Consider the following 20041-nt stretch of genomic DNA (forward strand, 5'->3'; position numbering starts at 1 on the left):
AACAGGTTCTGTCCTCGATAACTAATGACATATCTTATATCAGTTTTTTCTGTTTACACAAAACTTGAAACGCTCTCAACACGGTAGATAGGGGTTTGACATTGCTACAGTCAGGTCCACATACTCTTCTGCCATATGTACTGCCATAGCACCATCTGCCACTGCTGTTACTATCTGACGAAGTAACTTTGTTCTGACATCTCCTACAGCATAAACACCCGGAATACTCGTTTCAGTGTTTTCACCTGCCACAATATATCCTTTATTATCCAGTTCTATCTGATTATCTAAAAAATCTGTTGTCGGTTTTCTTCCTATACTCACAAACAGGCCGTCACATTCTATAATGTTTTCTTCTCCTGTAACTGTATCTTTCAACCGCACACCAGTCAATCGTTCTCCATAAATCAGTTCATTTACTGTATTATTCCATCGAAACTCTATATTTTCAGTTTTCATCAGCTGGTCATGGTAGATTTTCGTTGCACGTAATGTATCTCTACGATGAACAATGATGACTTTCTTAGCAATTCGACTTAAAAGAGCAGCATCTGATACAGCAGAATTTCCACCACCAACAACCACCACGATCTTATCTTTATAAAACATACCATCACAGGAGGCACAATAAGCAACCCCATGACCTATCAATTCTTTTTCTTTAGCGAGACCAAGTTCTCTTGGATTTGCTCCAGTAGCAATCACTACTGTTTTCCCAATATAAATTCCCGAACTAGTTTCTACTCTCTTAAGCTTTCCTGTTAAATCCATATTATAAACTTCAGCATATTCACTTTTAGCGCCAAATTTTTCCGCCTGTTTTTGCATTTTCTCTGCCAATGAAAATCCGTCAATTCCATTTTCAAAACCAGGATAGTTATCAATCTGCCAGGTCAATGACATCTGACCACCTGCAGATAATTTTTCTATAACAATGGTATCAAGTCCTGCTCTGGCTGCGTATAATGCTGAAGTATACCCTCCAGGTCCTCCCCCTACGATAATCATATCGTAAACATGATTTTCATTCATACAGCAGTCCTCCTTTTATTTTTCCAATGCTTCATTAATAAAATTCTCTATCATTATTTTTGATTCAGGTGCAACAATAGAATCTATTGCCTTTCCATTTCGATATAAAACCAGCGTAGGAATCACCTCAATCTTTTCAGCTTCTGCAATCTGCGGTTCTTCATCAATATTTACTTTTCCAGCAACAAGAATATCGCTGTATTCTTCACTTATTTTTTCATAAGCTGCTCCAATTCTACGGCAATAACCACACCAAGGTGCCCAGAAATCAACCAAAACCGGTTTTTCCTTATGAATTAATTGTCCAAACTTTTCTTTATTTATATTTATAGATGTCATATTTTTCAACTCCTTCTCCTATTTGAACTTAATATACCCCAAATAAGTGCTTGCTTCCGTGATGATATCACAGAAAAGTTTACTTTATTACGCTTTTTTACTTCTATTTACAGCATATGTCAGTTATATAATTGACTCTTCTCAATAAATTAAGTATACTCTCAGCTTTGACAGTTACAAAAAGATGGGAGTATTATACGTTCAATTCATTATTTTCGGCAAGTAAGAAATAATCAATATGAGAATCACATAACACAAAAGGATGTGCTGCGGTAACTTCTACATTACCTTGGCACATCCTTTCGTACTATTATTTTTTGCTATTCTTCTTAATGGCAGCTGTGGCTTCCACATCCATGCTCACCACATGTATGTCCTTCCCCGTGGTTGTGCTCATGGTGAGAACATTTCACATCCGGATTATACTCAAGTGTTTCATTGATAAAAGCTTCTACTGCTTCATCTGCATCTCCGGAAACTCCTCCGAAAAGCTTGATGCCTGCTGCCGCTAACGCTGTCTGTGCGCCACCTCCGATTCCGCCACAAATCAAAACATCTGCATTCAATGCATTAAGAACTCCTGCCAATGCGCCATGTCCGCTTCCATTCGTATCTACTACTTCTGAATGTACTACTTTTCCTTCCTCTACATCGTAAATCTTAAATGTCTCTGTGTGTCCAAAGTGCTGGAAAATCTGTCCATTTTCATATGTTACTGCTATTCTCATAATACCTTCTCCTTTTTCTGCTGCATATTTTTTGTAAATTTCCTGTTTGTAACATCCTCCAAAGCTGCAGTTGCCGCTCTGACCGTCACAGATTCTGAAATCCCCACCCTCGATTCTGAGTGGATATCCATCAATGAGTGCATCTGCTATTTTCTTCCTGGCAATCCCGTAAATTCGTTGAACCGTTGTTCTTGCGATCTGCATAGATGCTGCACATTGCTCCTGACTATAACCTTTCTTGTCCAAAAGACGGATTGTCTCGTACTCATCTACCGTCAGAACAATGGGTGTTTTTTTCTCCGTATCATCTGCCGGAAGAAATTCTAAAACATTGGGGAAATGGCAGACTTTTCTGCATTTTACTGGTCTCGGCATAAACTGCTCCTTTCTCGCTTTTCTTATATAATAGTCCTATAAAAGGCATATGTCAATAATGTTTTTGACATATGCCTTTTATGAATCACCTTATAGTATTACTTCTTTTCATTATTTTTTAATTTACAGATACCCTGCGTCATTGTTCCCATTGGACAAAATGTACACCAGGTTCGTGGCTTATATAACACCATTACAATCAACCCTAATAACAAAGATGTAAGCATCAAACTATAAAATCCAAAACTAAACTGTGCCACCCAATCAGCTACTGTTCCGGCAGTATATGTCCATCCCCACGGAACACGGAAGGTCCAGAATAATTTGATGGCTTCACGCAAGGAGGATGCTCCGGCACCAACTAAATATGTCTGAAATACCATATTCCCAAACATTGTAAGGAAAAATATCAAAAAGCCGTATCGGAACCATTTTGAACTCATCCATCGCGGGGTTGGTTTATTTCTTGAGCATTTTAAATCTCCACCAAGCTTACTAAAAAGCTGGCCACGTCCACACAAATGATTACAGAAAAATTTATTTTCACCGAATATTGCTATTCCTAACGGCAACAGGAAATCAATCATCCCAAACCAAGCGAACAAAACATTAAAAAAACCGAGAGCAAAATAAAGGATCGCCCATATCCATAAATAATCATACCAATGTTTCTTTTTCTTCACATCGCTGTCCTCTCTTTCATTTCAATACAACCTGCCGGACAGGACTTTGCACATTTTCCACATCCTACACACACTGTTTCTTCTACCACAGCATAACATCCATGGTAAACTTTGGCCGCTGCCAGCGGACAAGTATTTTCACATACTCCGCAGGCAACACATCTTTTTTTATCGACACTTGCCACTCTTTTTGCCAATGCTTTATTCCCCTTTCAAATTTTGTATCTCTATTGTACCTGAAAAAGGTAAATCCTTCTGTGACATTATTACATAAGAATTTACCTAGAACGCTAATAACTAGAATGACATATTTTTATTATACATTACCTTTATATTTATATATGATGTTTAGAATCTCCTCGGTTGTTCTAATAATTACTTTTTGTTTTTCTTTCATTGTTATAGATTTGCTTTCTTCTTCAGCTAACGAAGAATAAAGGTGGATGGTATTAGCATGATGCCATATCTCATCGCAAATTTTTTCAATTTCATCAGCCCTCCGAAATGCCTGGTCTGTTTGTATTTGCAAGTGTTCTCGTTGCTCTTCCAGATGATTCATCTGTTCTAGTAACTGATCCCTTTCTTTCTGCAATTCATCATGTTGTGCCTGCAGTTGATCCATTTGTATTTTAATTTCGCTCATCTTATCTTTCTGTCTCCGCATAAGCATCATCAAATATATAACTATGAATGCAAATAATAGTATTATGTACAGCATAAACTTCTCCTCACGACACATATATTTCGACGTTTTTCCGCAAATCAACTATTGATAATGGCATAGAAAGAACAGTTAGTTTTCCTGAATTCTTTTTAATTTCAACAGCATCAGGATTGCCTGTGATTATAATTACAGGTGTTGTCCTGTCAGCACGCCATGGCTGATTCGGTTGTCTCGTCATATCTTCGGTAACAATCCAAAGATCCGGTTTATGTTTTCCTAATTTTGTTTTAGCGCTTTCCGGTGTGTAAAACAGCATGATCTGCTCTGAAATAAACTGCAATGCTTCTTTTAATCCTTTTGCATAGTGTTCATTGCCACAAATCAGTGCAATAATAGAAGCATCTTTCTTTTTTTGTGTTACCTGAATAAAATCCAAAACTGGTGTGTTATAGAGACTAAAGTCTTTTTCCAAATTAACTTTATCATAGTAGCTCTTTGCTGCCTTGCACATTCTCAGACAAAAATGTTCTATGTCTATACGAATATCGATTCTGTTCTCCTGTATGTTCATACTGTCCAACTGACAAACTGACATTCCACAGTTCAATCCAAGATGAAAGTGTATATTATTTTCATCATTTAAAAATCCTTTGTTTTGATGAAGATATTCACACCGAAGCTGCCAACAGCGTTCTCCGCAAATATATGGCTTTTCATCGGATTGAGATAGTTTAAAGTGATCCCCTGCATATTCATCAAACCAACGGATATACTGGGTTCCCACATCACGGGTCGGATTTTTTTGCCGATCCAGCATAACCCGACCATCTCGATAATGTTTAACAATTTCCGGGAAAGCAATACCTCCACAAATATCTGGCAAAGTCAATGCCAATGCCAGTGCAGACTGCCATCGTCCATCTACAATATTCAGTTCTACTTCTTCAATTCGGTCCAAAAATGTAAAACTGACATCTCCATGCATTATTTATCCCTCCCTCATATTTACAACCGTCATGTACTATAGTCAGTATATTTTTATTTATGGCATATGTCAATTATTTAATTGACGCATCTTAAAAAAGCAAGTATACTATGTTCGTAAAGGAGATGACTGCTATGAGCTTCGAAAATTATTTTCCACTATGGAATGACTTAAATACAGCACAGAAAAAACTAATTTCAGACAATTTAATCACGCGGGATGTAAAAAAAGGAACGATCATTCACAATGGAAACCTGGACTGTACTGGATTATTACTGGTTAAATCCGGGCAGCTTCGAACTTACATACTTTCAGATGAAGGACGAGAGATTACACTTTACCGTCTGTTCGATATGGATATGTGTCTTTTATCCGCCTCATGTATCATGCGGTCTATTCAATTTGAAGTAACCATTGAAGCAGAAAAAGATACGGATCTTTGGATCATCCCTGCTGAAATCTATAAGGGCATCATGAAAGAATCTGCTCCTGTCGCAAACTATACCAATGAGTTAATGGCTACCCGTTTTTCTGATGTCATGTGGCTGATTGAACAGATTATGTGGAAGAGTTTGGATAAGCGTGTTGCTTCATTTCTTTTAGAAGAAACATCCATTGAAGGAACAAATGAACTGAAAATCACTCACGAAACTATCGCAAACCATCTTGGTTCCCACAGGGAAGTTATCACTCGAATGCTTCGATACTTTCAAGGCGAAGGACTCGTCAAACTCTCTCGCGGCAAAATAACAATCCTTGATTCGAAAAGACTGGAAACACTACAAAGATCATAAAACGTTTTTTTCTCTAAAGAATCCTCCATTTATCAGAATTATGAAAGTCATTCTAATAAATGGGGGATCTTTTTATACTACAATCAAACTATAAAAATATTTTATTTATTTCTAATAATCCATACCACATGCATATGATCTTTCAATCAGTGCATGGTCATTAGCCACTGCATCATAAAAGCGGAATCCACCTGAAAAGTTGTATGTTTCATATCCATTTCCTTCTAAAATACGGCTTGCAATATAACTGCGTAGCCCACTCTGGCATATCAGGTAAACAGGCTTTCCCTTCTCAATTTCATTGATACGTTCCCTTAGTTCATCTACAGGAATGTTTTTGAATCCATCCATATGCCCCCTGTTAAATTCACCTACAGTTCTCACATCCAGCAACACAACACTTTTATCTCTAGAAATCTTATCCATATCTTCCAGATGCCATTGTTTTAAGGTACCTTTTGCTATATTGTCTATCATGAATCCTGCCATATTTACAGGATCCTTGGCAGAGGAATAAGGCGGTGCATATGCGAGATCCAAATCCTTCAGCTGGGTTGCCTTCAGCCCTGCATGAATTGCTGTTGCCAGCACATCAATACGTTTATCAACTCCTTCATATCCAATAATCTGAGCGCCAAGCAAACGATAGGTCTCTTTTTCAAAAACCACCTTCATGGTCATCACTTTTCCACCAGGATAGTAACCGGCATGACTCATAGGAGAAAGAATTACTGTATCTACCTCTAATCCTGACTTTTTGGCATTGGTTTCATTGATACCTGTAGTGGCTGCTGTCATATCAAACACTTTTATAACGGAGCTTCCCTGACTGCCCAGGTAACGACTATCACCGCCACAAATATTATCAGCGATGATTCTGCCCTGCTTATTGGCTGGTCCTGCCAAAGAAATCAGCACATCATTACCCGTAACATAATGTTTTACCTGAACTGCATCACCTGCAGCATAAATATCCGGTACAGAGGTTTCCATTCTGTCATTCACTACAATACTTTCCTTGATGCCAAGTTCCAGACCGGCTTCTTTTGCTAATACTGTGTCTGGTGTGACTCCGATTGCCAGAACTACCATATCAGCCTGAAGGGATGGATTATCTTTCAACAGGACCTCCACTCCGTTGTCTTTTTCTTTAAATCCTTCTACTGTATAACCCAGTACCAGTTTTATCCCATGCTTTCTCATTTCATTATGGATCATGGATGCCATATCCGGGTCAAAAGGGTTCATCAGCTGCTTAGGCCGCTGGACAATCGTAACATCCATGCCAAGCTCCCTCAAATTTTCTGCCAGTTCCAGACCAATAAAACCGCCACCTGCCAATACAGCCGATTTTGGATGATTCTTATTTATATATTCCTTTATCCGAAAAGTGTCTTCTACAGTACGAAGTGTAAAAAGTTTATCAATACCTACTCCGGGAAGTCTCGGCTGTGTTGGCTTTGCACCTGGAGAGAGGATCAGCTTATCATATTTTTCTTCAAATATCTCACCATTCTCTAAATTTTTCACTGAAACCGTTTTACGTTCCGGATGTATGGAGATAACTTCATGATGAATTTTCATGTTAATACGGAAGCGTTTAAAAAAACTCTCTGGTGTCTGTAGTGTAAGTTCTTCCGGGTCTGTGATCACGTCTCCAATATAATATGGAAGTCCACAATTTGCATAGGATATGTATCCGGATCTTTCAAACACAGTAATTTCTGCATGCTCATTCAGTCTGCGTATTCTTGCTGCGGCTGTAGCTCCTCCGGCTACACCTCCTACAATTATTACCTTCATCTTATTTTTCCACCTTTCCTGAGTAAGCTGCAATGCCACCGATATTATTTACTTTAGAATATCCCATTCGTTGCAGTATCCCAGTTGCCTGGCGGCTTCGTGAACCGGAATAACAGTATACAAACAGTGGGATATCCTTATTCTTCGCTACAGAAGCAATATTGTCAAGTTGCTGCAACGGCACATTTTTACTTTCTGGTATATGTCCTTCCTGATATTCCTGCGGTGTACGTACATCCAGCAGAACTGCACCAGCAGTCCTTTTATATTCTTCTATGCCTTGATTAATATTCGACTGTTTAAAGAGATCAAAAAATCCCATTAGCACACCTCCCTAAAGCATTTCTAAAATCGCATTCTTAGGTCTCGCCCCTGAAACCTGCTGTACAATCTTCCCATTCTTCATAACCACTAAAGTCGGAATGCTCATAATACTGAACTTATTTGCCAGTTCAGGCTCTTCATCTACATTAATCTTTCCAACTTTAATATCTCTACGCTCACTTGCAATCTCCTCTACAATAGGTACTACCATGCGACAAGGTGCACACCAAGATGCCCAAAAATCTAAAAGAACGGGTTTATCGGAATTCAGTACTTCGTTCTGAAAATTATTTTTATTGATATTAATAGCAGACATTTTACAGTCCTCCTTATCTTTTTCTTTTTGTAGATTTATTATAGTCTTAATTTCATTTATTTTCCGTGATTACATCACCATACCTCATTAACTTAACTTCTTGCCATACCATCTACACTTAATATAACCCCTGTAATATAACTCGCCTCATCTGAAGCAAGAAACACAAACGCATTGGCAATATCTTCTGGCTGTCCAAGACGACGCAATGGAATTCTTTCAATCATAGGTTCGATAACTTCCTTTGGCACGGCCTTCATCATATCAGTTTCTGTAATCCCAGGTGCAACAGCATTAACACGAATACCTTTAGGTCCTAGTTCTCTTGCTAATGATACAGTCAATCCGTTTACTGCAAACTTCGATGCCGGATAAGCAAACCCACTTGGCTGTCCCGAAATACTCACCATGGAAGAAGTTGAGAGAATGACCCCCTTGCCTCTTGCCACCATACATTCTGCAGCTACACGAGTAGTATTAAATACTCCTTTTACATTTAGATCCATGACTTTATCGAAAGTCTCCTCTGTATAATCCATAAATGAGGTGTTTTCTGAAATTCCTGCATTATTTACCAGTATGTCGACACATCCATATTTTTCAGTTGCCTCTTTAAAAGCCTTTCTGACAGACTCCATGCTTGCCAGATTTGGACTAATTCCAGCAACTATTGCATTGGGATATTTTTCTTTTAATTTATCTACAGCAACATCTGCCGATTCCTGTGAACTTGCTGCCAACACAACTGAAGCACCTTCCTTCAAGAATTTATCAGCTGTAGCAAATCCTATACCACGGCTTCCACCCGTAATGATTGCAACTTTATCTTTTAATCTCATTTAGACTACCTCCTTACTTAGTTTCTAACTACATTATAAGCAAAAGGTAGATTATTTTCTGTGATATCATCACAAAATATCGCAATAAAAAACCCTGTTGCTCACGCACCAGGGTTTTGGTTTATCCATCCGTATTTAACACAAGATTAGGCTTCTATTCAACTTCTGAAAACTGATCTTTTCCAACATTACATAATGGGCATTCAAAATCTTCCGGAACATCCTCCCACTTTGTTCCTGGTGCAATACCACCTTCAGGATAACCTTCCTCTTCATCATATTCCCATCCGCAAACGTCACATACATATTTCATTAGTTTGTTCCTCCTTATAAATATATTAATACACAGCATATATTACTGTTGTATTTGTGTTGTTCTGTAACCTTAATATGTATAAATGCTTTTAGCATTTCCATAATCCATGCAGGTTACAATATGCATATACTTCTTCTACCTGTTCACCATCGCAAAGACAAAAATCTGCTACCGGCTCCTGCCCTGGATTTAACTGTTTTCTGTATATTCCCTGGTTTGTATTTAATGTAATCCATTCAATGAAATGCTCTTCAAGCATTGGATGTTTTGTCTCTCCGACCACGACATGAACATGACTGCCTTCTATCGTATATACAGGTACATGCTTCTCGACAGCAGCATCTGTCACTCCGGCTTTTAATTCCTGCATAGGTTCTCCGCAACAAATTACAGGTACACCCTTATCCTTTACCTTTTCAACAATGTTTCCACAATGCTTACAAATATAATACCTTACTTCCATGCCTTTTTCTCCTTCCATGTGTAAAATTTATAATTCAATTGTCTCCTTAATAATTCTCTTCATGTACTTCAAAATAGCTCTGTGGATGATTACATACCGGACATACTTCAGGCGCCTTAGTTCCTACCACAATATGTCCACAGTTACGGCATTCCCATACCTTAACTTCGCTCTTTTCAAATACCTGTGAAGTTTCAATATTCTTAAGAAGTGCACGATATCTTTCCTCATGGTGCTTCTCAATCTCACCTACTGCCCTGAATTTTGCTGCAAGCTCAGGGAATCCTTCTTCCTCAGCTGTTTTAGCAAAGCCATCATACATATCTGTCCACTCATAATTTTCGCCTTCTGCCGCTGCCGCCAGGTTTTCCTTTGTATCACCAATTCCTGCTAATTCCTTGAACCACATCTTTGCATGTTCTTTCTCATTATCTGCAGTCTTTAAAAACAATGCTGACATCTGCTCGTAACCTTCCTTTTTCGCTATAGAAGCAAAATAGGTATACTTATTTCTTGCCTGTGATTCCCCTGCAAATGCCTCCTGTAAATTCTTCTCTGTCTGTGTTCCTGCATATTTGTTTGCTGCCATCTCTTTTACCTCCGTTTTCTTTACTACTTTTTCAAAATCTGATGCCGGGTGCTTGCACAAAGGACATATAAAGTCATCTGGTAATTTCTACTTTACCTTCTCCCTGCATTTCGGGCAAATGCCTTTAAATGAAATATCATAATCCACAAATTCAATTCCATGAGTGTTATGAATTCTTTCCAGCAAATCCGGTATTTGATCCATATCCACATCAAAAATTTCACCGCACTTTATACATCTTACATGGTAATGATTTTTCAATATAAAATCAAATCGGTTCGGTCCATCCGGAACTTCAACCTTTCTTAATGCACCTTCCTCTACCAATATATCAAGATTTCTATATACAGTTCCTTTTCCAATTGTTGGATATGCTTCTTTTATAAATTCATACACTTCATTTGCCGTAACGTGTCTTCTCATTTCGTATACGGTATTTCTTACAAGATCTTTTTGAATGGTATTTCTCCTACTTGTCATTCGTCCTCCTTATTAGGATTAGTTCTTAATAAGGATTATATACCACTATTATCTTGTCGTCAATAAAAATAGTAATAATTCTCATTATTATTATTTTATTTACGTTCAAATACATATTCTGAATCTGAAGATAAATCAGACCTAAACGAATATCCGAGTCTGTCAAATTTCTGAATCTCCACCGGATTTTCAATATTATTTTCCGCTATGAATCTGACCATTTCACCACGAGCCATCTTGGCATAGGTACCTTTTGTTACCATTTTATTTCCGGATAACTCACAAAATACAATCGTAATATATCTGTCCTGTGGTGTCAGATACTTTTCTATACATTTTGAGTATTCTTTTGATGCAAGATTAATGATAATCCTACTGTCATCGATTACTGAGCGGTATAACAATTCTCCCCAGTACTCATACAGATTTTTTGCATCTCCAATTCCAACCTTTGCCTGCATTTCAAGACGATAAGGAGTCACACCATCCATTGGTTTTAAAATGCCATAAAACGCAGACAAGATTCTTAAATGATTTTGCAAATACTCAAACTGTTGGATTTCAAACACAGATGGTGCCATATATTGAAATGCAATCCCTTCATATGCTAAAACAGCCGGAGTAAGCCTGTTATAAAGATCCATATTTTCCAATCTGTTAAAGTTCTGCTCTGCAATCTTGTCATTACATTTCCAGATAGCTTTCAGTTCTTCTTTTGATTTGCTTTTCATCCAGTTTAATACTTCTGCTGTCTTATCAATATAGAAAGGCAGTTCAACCGGTGCCAAGTTATCGGTATCTACAATCATCTTTTTTGCAGGTGATAAAATAATCTTCATTATGCCAATTCCTTAAGCATATTTTCAGGATCATCTGCCGCCTTGACTTTATCATTTGCCTTTATAATGATTCCCTGCTCATCAATATAACCTGTTCCACGGGCTTGTCTACTGCGCCACCTGCGGGAAGTCCATGCAGGTACGGTATGAAAAAGTCGGCAGAAGCGGGAAGAACCGTTTTACCGGTGAGATGCGGGAACCGATTGACAAGGCATACTATATCTGCCAGACCTACAACCGGCTGAGTAAGAACGCCTGTACCAGCCACAAGATTGAAGCAAGGGATTTGTATAATCTAGTGCTGAAGGATATACAGGAATTGGCGGAGCAGGCCATGAAAGATGCGGATATGTTTTACCAGCGGCTCAGCAGCCGGATGGAGCGCCGGTATCTGATGGACGCTTCCCAGACAGAGAAGGAACGGAAACGGCTGGAAGCCCAGAATCAGGAAATTGACGGGATGTTTTTAAGCCTGTACACGGATAAAGCCAAAGGCATCCTGACCGAACAGCGATTTATGAAACTGACGGTGGCGCTGGAACAGGAGCAGGAAGCCAACCAGAAGCGCCTGCATGATCTGGCGGTGATACAGAGCCGGGCAGATGCGCAGGAAAGCGAAGTCCGTACCTTTATCAAGGAAATCCGGCACTATGCCGCCATTGAGGAACTGGACGTGTCCGTACTGAACCGGCTTATCAGCAAAATCCTGATTGGCGAGGTTAAGAAGGTGAATGGCCAGAAGGTGCAGGAAGTCAAGATTGTGTATAACTTTGTTGGGGAAATCCCGGAGATTGCAACATAAGAACAGCGAAGCCCTCCCCATGCAGGGGAGGGCCTTTTGTTTTGGCTAAATATGTGATATTCAAATTGCGAGTAATTGTCTGAGTATTTAACGCACATGCAAATATCTGCATTTTTATAAGTGTCCGCCTTGTGCTGCAACCAATCGCTGGAACAACCCGTTTTCTTCTAATAATTCTGTTGGCGTTCCCATTTCCACGACCTGTCCATGATCCAAAACAACAACTTTATCCGCATTTGCAATCGTCCTCATGCGGTGCGCAATCACCAACACAGTTTTTCCTTGCAGCAGTTCTGACAACGCCTGCTGGACAAGGGTTTCATTTTCCGCATCCATAGAAGCAGTGGCCTCGTCCAATATTACAACAGGAGCATCCTTTAAGATTGCCCTAGCAATCGAAATACGCTGTCTCTCACCGCCGGAAAGAATACACCCATTTTCTCCGATATTGCTTTGATAGCCTTCTGGTAGCCGTGATACGAACTCCTCGCATTGCGCGGCTCTTGCCGCCGCCAGTACTTCCTCATCGGTGGCATTCTGCCGCCCCAGCCGGATATTTTCCATGACGGATTGATCAAACAAAGTAACTTCCTGGAACACAATCGAATAATTTTTGAACAGCGTTTCAGGCTCTACTGTAGTAACGTCCACACCGCCTAATAAAACCCTGCCGGAATCAGCATCCCAAAATCTTGCCGCCAGCCGGGAAACGGTAGATTTTCCGCCGCCTGACGGGCCTACCAGAGCAGTAATCTCACCCTGCTTTGCCACAAAGGAAACACCATTCAGGACACGCTCGCCATGTCTGCCAGAAACAGCCGTATCCTCCAAATCTGCATGATAGGTAAACACAACATCCTGAAATTCAATATCATATCCCTGATTATTGCAGACAGGCAGCCCGCTCTGCTCCTTGATAGCCTCCATTTGTTTTGTCCGTTTAATACTGACAAGAGATGAGATCATTTCCGCCATCAGCATGAACGATGAACCAAATGGCTCATATACACGCCCGGCCATAACAAGATATAAAATAAACATGGTAACTGAAAGGCTTCCATCCGCAACCATCAGACCACCTGCAAGCAATACCGCCACAATCCCAAACCGTAAGAAAAATTGTGCTAATGTCACGGCGATTCCTGGGGGCAGCTCATTTTGGAACGCACAAGACACAACATGCTCTAACTTTTTGTCCACATCCTCAAGATATGCTTTTTCAAGTCCGTCCGAGCGCAGTTCTTTCATCACATCTAAATACTCCTGCACACTGTCATATGCGGCTCGATGCGCATCCAGATTCCGTTCTTCTGCCTTTATTTGTTTTTTTCGTGCGGCAAGCACTACAAGTGCAGAAATTGGAACCGGAAGGATAATACACAATCCCATACGCCAGTCAATCACCAGCAATCCGCAGGAAATAATGATAAACATGATGACAGTTCCCAAAAAGCCGGGTACCGCATTTGAAAACATGCGTTCCAATTTTGAGCAATCCCCCATCATCGTTGTTGTCAAATCGGATAGATCTCTTTGACCAAAGAAAGACAACGGCAGACGGCGCATTTTTTCAGCAAGGGACATCCGGCGCTCAGCGCTTTCCTCATATGCCACCTTATAGGTCAAGTTGTATTGAACCCACTGAGTGACAAAGATAAGCGCAGTCAAAAAAGCACATAATAAAAGGATAAACGGAATATTTGATTCTGCGCCGCCACGACCGACCGTTTTATCAATCAACGCCATTGTCATAGTCATCAGCAAGGAAACAGGCAGCATGACACAGAGATGCGCCGCCGCTGTCGCAGCGATACCTTTTTTCAAATCCCGTGCGCCCTTATCACTGAGCGCAAGCATTTCTTTTAGCATGACCGCACCTCCTTTGTAAGCTTCCAGGAAATAGACTGATTGTAGTCCTCCCACATACGGGCATATTCCCCCTGCAGTTCCAGTAATTTTTCATGTGTTCCTCTCTCTACAATGCTTCCTTCTTTCATTACTAAAATCTGATCCGCATTTTGTACCGTACTCAAACGATGCGCAACCATAATAACCGTTTTCCCTTTTTGCAGTTCCACAAGAGCCTTCTGGAGCTGCGTCTCGTTTTCCGGATCGGCAAATGCTGTGGCCTCATCCAACACAAGAATAGGCGCATTTTTTAGTATCGCTCTGGCAATTGCAATCCGTTGTACCTCGCCGCCGGACAGGTACACGCCTTTTTTCCCGACCACACTGTCAAGGCCATCCGGCAGCTTCTTCAAAATATCATCACACTGTGCCAGATGTGCCGCACGAAGGATCGCATTCCGGTCTGCATCGTGGCAGCCGCCACGGATATTATCCTCAAGCGTTGCCTTCCGTAATTTAGGATTCTGGAATACGAAAGCAACCTGCTTCATCAGAGATTCCCTCTCAATCTGCTCCAGCGGCGTTCCTCCAATCAAGATGGTTCCCTCTTGCGTATCGTAAAAACGAGGGATCAAGCTGGCAATAGTCGTCTTTCCGGAGCCGGAGTGTCCTACCAACGCAGTCGTAGTACCTGTCGGGGCACTAAAGTTAATATCGGAAATCGCAGGCGTTTCTCCCGTGGGATAAGTAAATGTCACATGTTCAAAACAAATATCCCCGTTCTGCGGTTTTACAGGCTGCATCGGCTGCTTTTGTGGTTTCGCCAAAAGAATGGTATCGATTCTTCGCATAGATTCTACCGCCTGCATTTTATAATTGCTCATATACATAATTTTATTGAGCATGGAAGCGCAGGCCGGAGCGAACACCAGATAAAACAGGAATTTTCCTGCAAAAGCAACGGTATCACCTGAAAACGTCATTCCTATCAGCGCTGCCGGGACAAGTACCAAAAAGGAAGCGTTCACTATTGTATTAAACCCGACATATCCTGATTTACACGCCATTGTAAAAGCAAGGGCGTCGTCACGGTATGCAGTAATTGCGTCCCGGAATTTTCTTATGGACCAGGCGGATTGTCCAAAAACCTTGATAACCGATATTCCCCGTACAAATTCTACTGCCTCATGGTTCATTTCTTCCTGTGCGTCCTGATACCGTTTCATAAAGCGCATGGTTTTTTCACCCATTATGGTCATCTGGCAAGTAAAGCTGACAATCAGAAGCAGGAGCAACGGTAAACCGATCCGCCAGTCAATCGCAAGCATTAAAATAAGCCCGACAACCGTCGCTACTTGTGCGCCCACAAGATCGGGCATCTGATGCGCCAGATAGCTTTCTACTTGGGCGCTGTTTTCATCAATAATCTTCCGCAGTTTTCCACCGGGATTTTCTTCAAAATAGCCCAACGGCATTTCAGAAAGATGGCGAAGCGCTGCCATTTTCAAATTCTTTTCCGTATGAAACGCCCCCACATGAGAGCAAAGAAGTGCAATGAAATTGACTGCTAACCCCGCCAACTCAAACACAAGCGCCCATATCCCCCATTGCATCATATGCACAGTGCCATATCCGCCGCCCGACATGCCGATGAGCAATTCTCTTGTGGCAAAATAAATACACAGAAAAGGTGCCAGTAATAACAGAGAACTGAATCCTGCCAAAATCTGAGACATGCTGAAAAGCCCTTTGTATTTTCCGGAGAACTCAAGCAACCGTGGGATTCCTGTTTTTAGCGGTTTTTCTGTTTGTGAGTTTTCTCCAAACACCTTTTTCATATAGAGTATCCCCCTTTCGTCTAATTTAATAAATTTTTTTATCTCACCAGAATGGATATGAAGAATATGTGTGGCGCAGCGCAGGATCAGTTCCGGATCATGGGTAACCATCATACTGCAAAAAGCATTTTCGTTTGCTTCCCGGATCATTTCCGCAGTTCTCATCAGATTATCTCCATCTTGACCGCTTGTGGGTTCATCATACAGCATAATTTCTCGATTTGTACATAACGCCACACTAAGCGAGAGCCTCTGCTGCTGACCGCCTGACAAAGAACCCGGATGGCGGTTTTCCAATCCTGCCAGCCCCATTTTCTCCAAAATGGCTACCGCTTCAGTCTCTGTAACAGTTCCTTTATTCAGCATCAGTTCACCTAGCACCGAATCACTGAACAATTGATGGCCGGGTTCCTGCATGACCAGGTAAGCCTGCTCCGGCAGCTTTTTGTTTGATATTCGCTCTCCATTGATCCGCACAGTTCCATGATGTTTCAGCAAACCGCAAAGACAAAGCGCAAATGTTGATTTCCCCGCACCATTTTCTCCAATGACCGCTACAATTGCACCTTTGGGAATCGCCAGTCTGTTTATATCCAATACTTGCCTCATTTGACGCGAAAACCGAAGCCCTTCTATTTCAAGAAAAGCCGCCTTTTCCATGTCCTTTTCCTGCCTAATCGTGCGTGTCCCCATATTCCAAAGTTGTTTGCGGCGTACTGCTCTTAAGCCCGACTGTTCAAGTTTTTGACGCGACAGCGCCAGAATTTCATCCGATGTAAATTCATTTTCTATTTGTCCATCTTTCAACAGAACGTACCTGTCTGCAATATCTTCCAGATACCATAAACGGTGTTCGGAGATCAGAATCGTCTTTCCCTCGTCCTTCATGGTTCGAATCAGATCTTGCAGCTTTCGGATGCTTTCCATGTCCAGATTCGAGGACGGTTCATCCATGACGATGACCTCAGGCATGGAGGCATACACGGAACCACATGCAATTTGCTGCTTTTCCCCACCGGATAATTGAAAAATATCTCTGTCCATCAAAGTCTGTATATCCAGCTTCCAGGCAGTTTCCTTTAAGCGTTCCACCATTTTTTCATGCGGGATGTTCAAATTTTCCATATTGAACGCCATCTCTCCGGTCGTATCCAGATGAAAAAACTGTGTCCTCGGATTCTGAAACACGCTGCCCGCCACGGCGGCAACCTGGGGAAGGGATGCTTCCTTTACATGGACGTTTCCAACAGTAATGTCTCCCTCCAGGCGTCCCTGATAAAAATGAGGAACAAGGCCATTGACCATGCGCAGCATCGTCGTTTTCCCGCATCCGCTTTTTCCGCATAATACGATACATTCGCCGCGTTCCGCATGAAAATGAATATGCCGGAGAGCCGGTGGTTCTGATCCGTCCGGAATACCGCCCTGATAGGCAAAGCTGACATCATCGAAGGTAATCATAGTCCTCCCCCCTTTCAAACAATCAGGTTCCATGCCAATATTCCGGCCGATACGGTAATGATGCACCAATCCAGAATGGACAGTTTTACTTCTATGTAGCTGCTGCGGCGTGTATCTCGGTCAAATCCTCTTGCCATCACAGCGGCGGACATTTCATCCACAACAACGGAGCATTGCATCAAAAAAGGAACCATCATATACTCCAACATATGGACAGGTCGAGTCAAAACATTGCGCCAGTTCCATGCCAGCCCCCTCAGGCGGAGTGCCTGATTTACCATTTGCCATTCCTCCTGAATCGTGGGAACAAAACGGAACATTACCGCCAGTGGTATTACAACCTCGGACGGCATGTGCATTTTGGTAAGTGCGGATATATATTCTCCAATTTTCGTTGTCTTTGTAATAAGATAAAAGGACGCAAACAGAGGGAGGATAAAACGCAAAACATGGCAGATAGCTGTCATAATGTTCCTTGATACCCCGGTTAGATGCGGCACCATATACAAATCTGAAAGCAGCATGGCAAGAAAAAGAACGCCTGTATAAAATGCCCGTTTCCATTTCATGCAAAGAAGCGTGGTAAACACACATAACGCAAGCAACGATATTTCCTGTATGTACGACAAGCCTGAAAAGACGGAGAAGCAAGCTGTGACAAACACCGCCAGCTTGCTCCTCGGATCTAATATGCCAGTCGGATTATTCCGCTCCATCACGCAGTGATTCCCGCTTTCTCAAAATGCTTTTTCAGAATGCGCTTTCCAAGGAGACCTCCCAGCAGACCGCCGATCAGTGCAAAGGCGATCAGAACCGCAACAATCCAATCAGGTGTCAGGGCATCCAATGCTGCGGCATAATCCGCGCCATAATAGGTTGCACAATTCTCCAGAAACGCTTCCTTTGCTACAATAATTGCAAAAAACGGTCCCATTGAAGTCATATTGAATACGACATAGCTTGCAGCCAGCATACCGGCAGATCTTCTCTCTTTTCTGGATACGATTACTTCCGCAAGGATTCCCCAGATAACGGAAAACAGCAGCGGATAAAATGTTGACATAGAAGTGATTAGTCCCACCAACACAGCCAATATCAGGATTGCACCTTTCTTGGGAACCTTTGCCGCATACAGCATGTATACTGTACCCAGAACGATACCGGCAATCAGGGGAGTTGCTAAAAAGAGAACCGGAACAATGGGCAGAACCATCGATGACAGGACGGTCAGAACCACAAGATAAATGGCGCCGAAAGCACCTGCGGCAATTAAATCTTTTGTCGTAAGTTTTGTTTTCATATAGATACCTACCTTTTCATTATTTTGGTTAGTTTATGCTAACTCTTATATATTGTAGCATTTATCGATCTTTGCTTCTACTCTAAAAGGCCGACAAAACGCAAAAATGCTCCAAAAAGCCAAAAAAGTGACGCTATCAAAAGACAGCATCACCGAATCTTTCGTTCCTGTTGATTTTACTTTGGTTATACCGCAGCACTTGATTTTTGTGACTTACGATAGGCATTGGGTTTGCATCCCATCACGGCGTAAAAGGCTTCTGAAAACTTGCTTGGATTCTCATATCCCATCATCAATGCAACCTCACTGATTTTATGATCGGTCTGACGCAGTAACTGCGCAGCCTGATGCATCTTGTAATTCCGCAAATACGCATAAGGAGATTCTCCATACACCTGCCGGAACCCATCCTTTAACTGCGTCAGGCTTAAATCATGTTCCAAAGCTAACTCCTTCAAATTTGTTCTCTGCGTCATATCCTGCAGCAAATGCTCTTTCACATGCTTAATACGCTCCACAGTTGCTCCCGAAAGATACTCCCGGTATTCTTCAAAAACTGATTGTTTTGACTGAAAATGATAAAGCAGCTCCAATACCTTTAACCTCAAAAATGGTAACGATGGATGGGGAAGTGCCAAATGTGCATATAACTCCTGATATACATGCTCTATTTCCGCATTACGGCGATACACATGGCATTCTGTATTGAGAGAATACTTTTCAACTATTTTCTCTGCACTGATTTGAAAAGCCTGTAATTCGTGTCCCCTTTTCATGATTTCCGGAAAAAGCAAAATGGTAGAGCCGTAATAATATTTTAAAGGAAAAGAAGAAGCAACCGGCGGATGCAGTTGACTGTTAATCGCAATATCTCCCTCTCCTAAATAGATATAGCTCTTATTATCGAAAGCACACTCATATCTACCCTTTTCGCAATGATTGATTTCAATAACATTTTCTTTTCCACTTCCACGAAAACAGCTTTCGATAGCAAAATCAACCACCATTAACTGTACGCCCGGAAAAATATCATATACCCACATATCAGCGGGGGCATCACCCGCCTGATAATCTACATAAGTAATAAAAGGTTCCTTGCCCGGATTTTTCTTATATTGCTTTAAATATTGAAGTTCTGTCGTAGCTGATACACCTCCAGATGACGCTTTTATATGGTTAGCGTTAACTAATCATAGTTTACAATATGGGGACATAAAAGTCAA

Annotated in this window: 22 protein-coding genes and 2 pseudogenes; 2 read left to right on the forward strand and 22 right to left on the reverse strand. The window is 41.3% G+C overall.

The window, feature by feature from the left end:
• Positions 1-75: 75 nt before the first annotated feature.
• The 7 genes from trxB to AB5213_RS13770 form a co-directional block, all read right to left on the reverse strand.
• Entirely contained in the window at positions 76-1032 is a 957-nt protein-coding gene (gene trxB / locus AB5213_RS13740) for a thioredoxin-disulfide reductase (RefSeq protein ID WP_349124191.1), read from the reverse strand.
• Positions 1033-1047: 15 nt separating this feature from the next.
• Positions 1048-1371 carry a co-chaperone YbbN gene (locus tag AB5213_RS13745; protein WP_015524989.1) on the reverse strand — a complete coding sequence of 108 codons (324 nt, stop codon included), beginning with the start codon at positions 1369-1371 and terminating at the stop codon, positions 1048-1050.
• Positions 1372-1700: 329 nt separating this feature from the next.
• Positions 1701-2474, reverse strand: a complete 774-nt coding sequence (locus AB5213_RS13750) for a NifB/NifX family molybdenum-iron cluster-binding protein (protein WP_368276829.1) — start codon at positions 2472-2474, stop codon at positions 1701-1703.
• Positions 2475-2572: 98 nt separating this feature from the next.
• Positions 2573-3157: a 4Fe-4S binding protein gene (locus AB5213_RS13755; RefSeq protein ID WP_121057214.1), complete on the reverse strand. Its 585-nt coding sequence runs from the start codon at positions 3155-3157 to the stop codon at positions 2573-2575.
• Positions 3154-3354, reverse strand: coding sequence for a 4Fe-4S binding protein (locus tag AB5213_RS13760; RefSeq protein ID WP_028086469.1), 201 nt, complete (start codon positions 3352-3354; stop codon positions 3154-3156). Before AB5213_RS13760 ends, AB5213_RS13755 begins: the two co-directional genes overlap by 4 nt.
• 119 nt (positions 3355-3473) lie before the next feature.
• A complete protein-coding gene (locus tag AB5213_RS13765) occupies positions 3474-3800 on the reverse strand; it encodes a hypothetical protein (RefSeq protein ID WP_243116328.1) in 327 nt (108 codons plus the stop codon).
• 85 nt (positions 3801-3885) lie between these two features.
• Entirely contained in the window at positions 3886-4806 is a 921-nt protein-coding gene (locus AB5213_RS13770) for a hypothetical protein (RefSeq protein WP_368276830.1), read from the reverse strand.
• 134 nt (positions 4807-4940) lie between these two features.
• Between AB5213_RS13770 and AB5213_RS13775 the strand changes: the two genes are divergently transcribed.
• Entirely contained in the window at positions 4941-5600 is a 660-nt protein-coding gene (locus tag AB5213_RS13775; RefSeq protein WP_368276831.1) for a Crp/Fnr family transcriptional regulator, read from the forward strand.
• 111 nt (positions 5601-5711) lie between these two features.
• On the opposite strand, the gene AB5213_RS13780 is transcribed toward AB5213_RS13775, so the two are convergent.
• From AB5213_RS13780 to AB5213_RS13825, 10 genes and pseudogenes are all read right to left on the reverse strand, one after another.
• The gene (locus AB5213_RS13780; RefSeq protein WP_368276832.1) at positions 5712-7403 is read right to left on the reverse strand and encodes an FAD-dependent oxidoreductase; all 1692 of its coding nucleotides are present in this window, start codon (positions 7401-7403) and stop codon (positions 5712-5714) included.
• Position 7404: 1 nt separating this feature from the next.
• Complete coding sequence (locus AB5213_RS13785; RefSeq protein ID WP_349124201.1) at positions 7405-7725, reverse strand: rhodanese-like domain-containing protein; 321 nt, start codon at positions 7723-7725, stop codon at positions 7405-7407.
• 12 nt (positions 7726-7737) lie between these two features.
• Positions 7738-8043, reverse strand: a complete 306-nt coding sequence (gene trxA / locus AB5213_RS13790) for a thioredoxin (protein WP_005421612.1) — start codon at positions 8041-8043, stop codon at positions 7738-7740.
• Between the two features lie 92 nt (positions 8044-8135).
• Positions 8136-8882: an SDR family NAD(P)-dependent oxidoreductase gene (locus tag AB5213_RS13795; protein ID WP_005421611.1), complete on the reverse strand. Its 747-nt coding sequence runs from the start codon at positions 8880-8882 to the stop codon at positions 8136-8138.
• Positions 8883-9036: 154 nt separating this feature from the next.
• A complete protein-coding gene (locus tag AB5213_RS13800; RefSeq protein WP_005339874.1) occupies positions 9037-9195 on the reverse strand; it encodes a rubredoxin in 159 nt (52 codons plus the stop codon).
• A 91-nt stretch (positions 9196-9286) separates the two neighbouring features.
• On the reverse strand, positions 9287-9661 hold the full coding sequence (locus tag AB5213_RS13805; protein WP_023920586.1) for a desulfoferrodoxin family protein: 375 nt from the start codon (positions 9659-9661) through the stop codon (positions 9287-9289).
• Between the two features lie 46 nt (positions 9662-9707).
• On the reverse strand, positions 9708-10250 hold the full coding sequence (gene rbr / locus AB5213_RS13810; RefSeq protein WP_349124200.1) for a rubrerythrin: 543 nt from the start codon (positions 10248-10250) through the stop codon (positions 9708-9710).
• An 87-nt stretch (positions 10251-10337) separates the two neighbouring features.
• Positions 10338-10730, reverse strand: a complete 393-nt coding sequence (locus AB5213_RS13815) for a transcriptional repressor (protein WP_349124198.1) — start codon at positions 10728-10730, stop codon at positions 10338-10340.
• Positions 10731-10825: 95 nt separating this feature from the next.
• Entirely contained in the window at positions 10826-11569 is a 744-nt protein-coding gene (yaaA, locus tag AB5213_RS13820; protein WP_368276833.1) for a peroxide stress protein YaaA, read from the reverse strand.
• A pseudogene (locus tag AB5213_RS13825) lies at positions 11569-11655 on the reverse strand (peroxiredoxin); the annotation flags it as partial. The pseudogene AB5213_RS13825 and the gene yaaA, both read right to left, overlap by 1 nt.
• On the opposite strand from AB5213_RS13825, the pseudogene AB5213_RS13830 reads away from it, so the two are divergent.
• A pseudogene (locus tag AB5213_RS13830) lies at positions 11655-12371 on the forward strand (DUF4368 domain-containing protein); the annotation flags it as partial. The pseudogenes AB5213_RS13825 and AB5213_RS13830 sit on opposite strands and share 1 nt — an antisense overlap.
• A gap of 114 nt (positions 12372-12485) precedes the next feature.
• Here AB5213_RS13830 and AB5213_RS13835 read toward each other — a convergent pair.
• The 5 genes from AB5213_RS13835 to AB5213_RS13855 form a co-directional block, all read right to left on the reverse strand.
• A complete protein-coding gene (locus tag AB5213_RS13835) occupies positions 12486-14240 on the reverse strand; it encodes an ABC transporter ATP-binding protein (protein WP_368276834.1) in 1755 nt (584 codons plus the stop codon).
• Positions 14234-17518 carry an energy-coupling factor transporter ATPase gene (locus AB5213_RS13840; RefSeq protein ID WP_368276835.1) on the reverse strand — a complete coding sequence of 1095 codons (3285 nt, stop codon included), beginning with the start codon at positions 17516-17518 and terminating at the stop codon, positions 14234-14236. The genes AB5213_RS13835 and AB5213_RS13840 overlap by 7 nt, the downstream gene beginning before the upstream one ends.
• Positions 17519-17532: 14 nt before the next feature.
• The gene (locus tag AB5213_RS13845; RefSeq protein WP_368276837.1) at positions 17533-18234 is read right to left on the reverse strand and encodes an energy-coupling factor transporter transmembrane component T; all 702 of its coding nucleotides are present in this window, start codon (positions 18232-18234) and stop codon (positions 17533-17535) included.
• Positions 18234-18818 (reverse strand): MptD family putative ECF transporter S component, encoded by a 585-nt coding sequence (locus AB5213_RS13850; RefSeq protein ID WP_173763047.1) that lies wholly within the window; start codon positions 18816-18818, stop codon positions 18234-18236. The genes AB5213_RS13845 and AB5213_RS13850 overlap by 1 nt, the downstream gene beginning before the upstream one ends.
• Before the next feature lie 185 nt (positions 18819-19003).
• Positions 19004-19861: an AraC family transcriptional regulator gene (locus tag AB5213_RS13855; RefSeq protein WP_349124153.1), complete on the reverse strand. Its 858-nt coding sequence runs from the start codon at positions 19859-19861 to the stop codon at positions 19004-19006.
• Between the last annotated feature and the right edge of the window lie 180 nt (positions 19862-20041).

The organism is Coprococcus sp. RTP21204st1_G4_RTP21204_210225 (genome assembly GCF_040915385.1).
GTDB classification, from domain to species: Bacteria; Bacillota; Clostridia; order Lachnospirales; family Lachnospiraceae; genus Allocoprococcus; species Allocoprococcus comes.

What these genes read in the sequence shown, in the direction of transcription:
- trxB (WP_349124191.1), bottom strand. Translation starts at nt 1,032, where the DNA reads ATGAATGAAAATCATGTTTACGATATGATTATCGTAGGGGGAGGACCT.
- AB5213_RS13745 (WP_015524989.1), bottom strand. Translation starts at nt 1,371, where the DNA reads ATGACATCTATAAATATAAATAAAGAAAAGTTTGGACAATTAATTCAT.
- AB5213_RS13750 (WP_368276829.1), bottom strand. Translation starts at nt 2,474, where the DNA reads ATGCCGAGACCAGTAAAATGCAGAAAAGTCTGCCATTTCCCCAATGTT.
- AB5213_RS13765 (WP_243116328.1), bottom strand. Translation starts at nt 3,800, where the DNA reads ATGAGCGAAATTAAAATACAAATGGATCAACTGCAGGCACAACATGAT.
- AB5213_RS13770 (WP_368276830.1), bottom strand. Translation starts at nt 4,806, where the DNA reads ATGCATGGAGATGTCAGTTTTACATTTTTGGACCGAATTGAAGAAGTA.
- AB5213_RS13775 (WP_368276831.1), top strand. Translation starts at nt 4,941, where the DNA reads ATGAGCTTCGAAAATTATTTTCCACTATGGAATGACTTAAATACAGCA.
- AB5213_RS13780 (WP_368276832.1), bottom strand. Translation starts at nt 7,403, where the DNA reads ATGAAGGTAATAATTGTAGGAGGTGTAGCCGGAGGAGCTACAGCCGCA.
- AB5213_RS13785 (WP_349124201.1), bottom strand. Translation starts at nt 7,725, where the DNA reads ATGGGATTTTTTGATCTCTTTAAACAGTCGAATATTAATCAAGGCATA.
- trxA (WP_005421612.1), bottom strand. Translation starts at nt 8,043, where the DNA reads ATGTCTGCTATTAATATCAATAAAAATAATTTTCAGAACGAAGTACTG.
- AB5213_RS13795 (WP_005421611.1), bottom strand. Translation starts at nt 8,882, where the DNA reads ATGAGATTAAAAGATAAAGTTGCAATCATTACGGGTGGAAGCCGTGGT.
- AB5213_RS13800 (WP_005339874.1), bottom strand. Translation starts at nt 9,195, where the DNA reads ATGAAATATGTATGTGACGTTTGCGGATGGGAATATGATGAAGAGGAA.
- AB5213_RS13805 (WP_023920586.1), bottom strand. Translation starts at nt 9,661, where the DNA reads ATGGAAGTAAGGTATTATATTTGTAAGCATTGTGGAAACATTGTTGAA.
- rbr (WP_349124200.1), bottom strand. Translation starts at nt 10,250, where the DNA reads ATGGCAGCAAACAAATATGCAGGAACACAGACAGAGAAGAATTTACAG.
- AB5213_RS13815 (WP_349124198.1), bottom strand. Translation starts at nt 10,730, where the DNA reads ATGACAAGTAGGAGAAATACCATTCAAAAAGATCTTGTAAGAAATACC.
- yaaA (WP_368276833.1), bottom strand. Translation starts at nt 11,569, where the DNA reads ATGAAGATTATTTTATCACCTGCAAAAAAGATGATTGTAGATACCGAT.
- AB5213_RS13835 (WP_368276834.1), bottom strand. Translation starts at nt 14,240, where the DNA reads ATGCTAAAAGAAATGCTTGCGCTCAGTGATAAGGGCGCACGGGATTTG.
- AB5213_RS13840 (WP_368276835.1), bottom strand. Translation starts at nt 17,518, where the DNA reads ATGATTACCTTCGATGATGTCAGCTTTGCCTATCAGGGCGGTATTCCG.
- AB5213_RS13845 (WP_368276837.1), bottom strand. Translation starts at nt 18,234, where the DNA reads ATGGAGCGGAATAATCCGACTGGCATATTAGATCCGAGGAGCAAGCTG.
- AB5213_RS13850 (WP_173763047.1), bottom strand. Translation starts at nt 18,818, where the DNA reads ATGAAAACAAAACTTACGACAAAAGATTTAATTGCCGCAGGTGCTTTC.
- AB5213_RS13855 (WP_349124153.1), bottom strand. Translation starts at nt 19,861, where the DNA reads ATGTGGGTATATGATATTTTTCCGGGCGTACAGTTAATGGTGGTTGAT.